Origin of the sequence: Thiobacillus sp. 65-1402, from assembly GCF_001897685.1 — a bacterium.
In the GTDB taxonomy this organism is placed as follows: domain Bacteria; phylum Pseudomonadota; class Gammaproteobacteria; order Burkholderiales; family Thiobacillaceae; genus Thiobacillus.
This window is the reverse complement of sequence record NZ_MKUG01000195.1, coordinates 1-4,339: the sequence shown is the minus strand read 5'-3', so window position 1 is coordinate 4,339 and position 4,339 is coordinate 1. Positions and strand designations below refer to the sequence as shown.

General features: G+C 64.3%; 4 protein-coding genes. All 4 read right to left on the bottom strand.

The features are described from left to right. Positions 1 to 314 (bottom strand): SPFH domain-containing protein (locus BGO62_RS14400; RefSeq protein ID WP_296643743.1); only part of this gene is annotated, 314 nt, incomplete at its 3' end. Next, a complete protein-coding gene (gene hflK, locus BGO62_RS14395; protein WP_296643742.1) occupies positions 311 to 1,510 on the bottom strand; it encodes an FtsH protease activity modulator HflK in 1,200 nt (399 codons plus the stop codon). The genes BGO62_RS14400 and hflK, both read right to left, overlap by 4 nt. 5 nt (positions 1,511 to 1,515) lie before the next feature. Continuing rightward, the gene (hflX, locus tag BGO62_RS14390; protein ID WP_296643739.1) at positions 1,516 to 2,700 is read right to left on the bottom strand and encodes a GTPase HflX; all 1,185 of its coding nucleotides are present in this window, start codon (positions 2,698 to 2,700) and stop codon (positions 1,516 to 1,518) included. Positions 2,701 to 2,867: 167 nt separating this feature from the next. Further along, positions 2,868 to 4,339 (bottom strand): bifunctional diguanylate cyclase/phosphodiesterase (locus tag BGO62_RS14385; protein ID WP_296643738.1); only part of this gene is annotated, 1,472 nt, incomplete at its 5' end.

The window sequence follows — 4,339 nt, the reverse complement described above, 5'->3', positions numbered from 1 at the left end:
ACCGACACGTAGAACTGCTTCGCATCGATCACGCGCCACTTGATGAAGGAATCGACCAGCACGTTCTTCTTTTCCGACGTGATGAAGCGCTCCGGGTCGGCCGCGTCCAGCGTCAGGATGCGGGTATCGAAGTAACGCACGTTCTGCACCAGCGGCAGCTTGAAATACAGTCCCGGCGTTTTCTTCACCGACACCACTTCGCCCAGCTGGAACACCATGGCGTTCTGCCGCTGGTCGACGGTAAACATGCTGCCGCTCAACACCGCCAGCAGCACGATCAGGCCAATCAGTACGGGACCCAGATTCCTGCTCATGGCCGATCCTCCCGGTCGCGGCTGCGTAAAGCGTCACGTGAACGCGCATCCACGGGGGCCGGCGCCGGCGCGGCCGGCTGCTGCGACAGCACTTCGGGCGCGCCGCTGTAGGGCTGGCTGACAATCTGCTGCAATTTGTCGAGCGGCAGGTACAGGAGGCTGTTGCCGCCCTTCTGGTCTACCAGCACTTTGCTGGTGTTATTCATCACGGTCTGCATGGTATCGAGATACATACGCTGGCGCGTCACCTGGGGCGCTTTCTGATATTCGGCAAAAATTTGCGCAAAGCGGCTGGCCTCGCCCTCGGCATTGGCGATCACCGACAGCTTGTAGCCCTCGGCTTCTTCCTTCAGTCGCGAGGCCAGGCCGCGGGCACGCGGCACCACGTCGTTGGAATAGGCTTCCGCTTCGTTCTTCAGGCGTTCGCGATCCTGCCCCGCCTTCACCGCATCGTCGAACGCGGCCTGCACCTGTTCGGGCGGCTGGATATTCTGCAAGGTTACCTGGCTGATGCTGATGCCGGTCTTGTAGCGGTCGAGAATCTGCTGCATCAGCACCTTGGCACGTGCAGCGATATCGGCACGGCCTTCATACAGCACGAAATCCATCTTGTTCTTGCCGACGATTTCGCGCATCGCGGTTTCGGCCACCTGCAACACCGTATCTTCCGGCGCGCGGTTGACGAACAGGAATTCCTTCGGGTCCTTCAGGATGTACTGCACCGCGAATTGCAGATCGATGATGTTCTCGTCGTCGGTCAGCATCAGGGACTCTTTCAGCACCTTGCTCTTTACCGTGTTGCGGTAGCCGATTTCGACGGTGCGCACCTGATCGACGTTGACCACTTCGCGCGATTCGATCGGCCACGGCAGATGCCAGCGCGGGCCGGGCTCGGTGGTCTCGACATATTGCCCAAAGCGCAGCACCACGCCGCGCTGGCCGGTATCGATGATGTAGAACCCGCTCGCCGCCCACACCACAACCAGCGCGCCGATCAGCAAGCCGACCAAATTGCCGCCTCCCGGCAGTCCGCCGGAGGAGAAGCCGTCGCCGCCGCTGCCGCCGCCCGTGCTCTTGTTGCCGAACATGCCATTGAGACGCTGGTTGATGCGCCGCCAAAGCTCGTCCAGATCGGGCGGCCCGCTGTTTTTGTTGCGGTTACCGTTGTTGCCCCATTGCGGGTCGTTCCAGGCCATATCGTTTATGTAGAGAAAACTGTGGTTTGGGGAGGGGGGTCGTCTGGTTTGCCGGCTTCACTCCGAAGCCGGCCGGCCAGCAGGATTTCCGACAGCGCCTCGCGTAAAAGTTCAAGCCCCGCACCCGTTTGCGCGGATATATATACGCTTTGCAGTTTACCATATTCGTCGCGCCCCACCCCCGGCGCAACGCCCGTCAAATCGAGCTTGTTGTAAACCCGCAGTTGCGGCACGGCATCCGCGCCGATTTCCCCCAGCACCTTTTCGACCGCCTCGATCTGCCGTTCGCGCCCGGGGCTGGCCGAATCGATCACATGCAGCAGCAGATCGGCTTCGGCGGTGGCCTCCAGCGTGGCGCGGAAAGCGGCCACCAGGTCGTGCGGCAGGCGGGTAATGAAGCCGACGGTATCGGCCAGCACCACTTCGCCGCTCGCCGGTTCGGCGCCGGCCGATTCAGCCAGGCGCGGCAAATAGATCTTGCGCGTGGTGGTGTCGAGCGTGGCGAACAGCTGGTCGGCCGCATAGGCGCCGGCGCGCGTCAGTGCATTGAACAGGGTGGACTTGCCCGCATTGGTGTAGCCCACCAGCGCCACCGACAGCACGTGCTGGCGCGAACGCGAACGCCGCTGGGTGCGGCGCTGCTTGCCCAGTTTGGCGAGCCGCTCGCGCAGCGCCTTGACCCGCACGCCGAGCAGGCGACGGTCGGTTTCCAACTGCTTCTCGCCGGGGCCGCGCATGCCGACGCCGCCGCGCTGGCGCTCGAGGTGTGTCCAGCCGCGCACCAGGCGGGTCGACAGATGCTGCAGCTGGGCCAGCTCGACCTGCAGCTTGCCTTCGGCGCTCTGCGCCCGGCGGGCGAAGATATCCAGAATCAGGCTGGTGCGGTCGATCACCCGGCACTGCAGGCGGCGCTCCAGGTTGCGCTCCTGCGCGGGTGACAACTCGTGATTGAAGATGACGACGTCGGCTTCGGTGGCGGCGACCAGCGCGGCGATTTCGTCGGCCTTGCCGCTGCCCACGAAGAGTGCGGCATCCGGGCGGCTGCGTTTGCCCTGGACTTCGCCCCGGATGTCGAGCCCGGCGCCGGCTGCCAGCAGACGCAGCTCGGCCGTGCTTTCGGCAAAATCCGGCATGCCGAAATCGAGCGCCACCAGGATGACTCGCTCCCCGCCCGCGTGCCGCTCGATCAAAGGGGCTCTCCCCGTCTCCGTCCTCGTGCGCTCACCGGACGCACTCGCCTGCTGGTGCTACGAAATGGGTCATATCGATACAGAGACATTCTGCAGACATTGCGACTTGGCATGCATTGCAAGTTTCTCATTTCCTGTTGGTTGCGGCGCCTGGTTCCAACCCGGGATCAAGCCAGTTGCGGGCGGCCGAAATGCCAGCCCTGCCCGTAGTCCACGCCCATGTCTGCGAGGATGCGTGCGGTCTCCGCATCCTCGACGTGCTCGGCCACGGTATGCATGCCCTCCTTGCGCGCAAAATTCGCCAGACTCTCGACGATGCCCGCCACCTTGCGGTCCTGGCGCATATGCGACACCAGCCAGCCTTCGATTTTCAGAAAGCTGACCGGCAGATGCGCCAGGTACAGATAGGACGAATAGCCGCTGCCGAAATCGTCCAGCGCCAGCCGGAAGCCGAAGTCGATGAAGGGCTGCAAATCGGCACGCAATTTCTCCAGGCTGACGATGCGCTGGCGCTCGGTCAGTTCCAGCACGATGGGCTTGGCCGACCCCGGCACCGTGCCGCAGGTCTGACAATAGCCCATGGCGTTGTCGAGCATTTCCTCGACCAGATCGCGGCGCGCCAGGAATTGCGGCGACACATTCACGAAATGGGCAAAATCGGCCGCCCCGCCTTCATTCATTCGCACCACGCAATGCTGCATCACGTTGCGGATCACCTGGCGGTCGATTTCGGCCATCAGCCCCAGTCCTTCCGCCATGTCGACGAACTCCCCGGCCTCGACGATCTCGCCGGCCGCGGTCTCGATGCGCGCCAGCGCTTCGTCCGCAATGGCCTGCCCGGTCTGCAAATCGACGATGGCCTGCGAGGCCAGCCTGACCCGGTTTTCCGCCAGCGCCTCCCGCAACAGCGCGCTGTTCCACGGCAGGCGGCCATGCGCCGCCATCCTGACCTGGTCGCGGCCATCGGCCTTGGCCCGATACAAGGCATGGTCGATTTTTTCCAGCATCGGCAGGGTTTCGCTGTCGTTCACGCCAAAAGCCGCCACGCCCGCCGAGAAACTCAGTGAAATGGCCCCCACGCTGGTCTGGATGGGCGCCGCACGGGCCTGGCCGGCCAGCCGTTCCATGATGCCGGCAGCTTCGTCCACGGTGCCACCATGCAGCACGAACAGAAACTCCTCCCCGCCCCAGCGCGCCACCCAGTCGCCTTCGCGCAGTCCGCTCTCGAAGCGGCGCGCCACGGCTTTCAGCACCTCGTCTCCGACGGCATGGCCGTAGCGATCGTTCACCATCTTGAAATGGTCGAGGTCGACCAGGGCCAGCGCGAAGCCATGGCCGTCGCGCGGCGTGCGCGCGCGCTCCTTTTGCAGGCGCTCTTCGGCCGCCCGCCGGTTGGGCAGGCCGGTCAGCGGATCGGTCAGCGCGATGCGCTGCAGCAGGTCCTTCTGCGCGGACTGATGGAGGGCATTGCCGAGCCAGTCGGCGATCAGGCTCATGTAGGCGACATCCACTGCGTCGGGCGGCGATTCGCTGCGCCGGCGCAAAAAGGCCAGCACCCAGCGCGTCTCGTCGCCGACCGACACCGGAATCCCGGAGAAGGTGCGCATGCCGAACTCGGTCACCATCGGATTGCCTGCAT

Coding starts and splice junctions, on each gene's coding strand:
- hflK (WP_296643742.1), bottom strand. CDS start 1,510: ATGGCCTGGAACGACCCGCAATGGGGCAACAACGGTAACCGCAACAAA.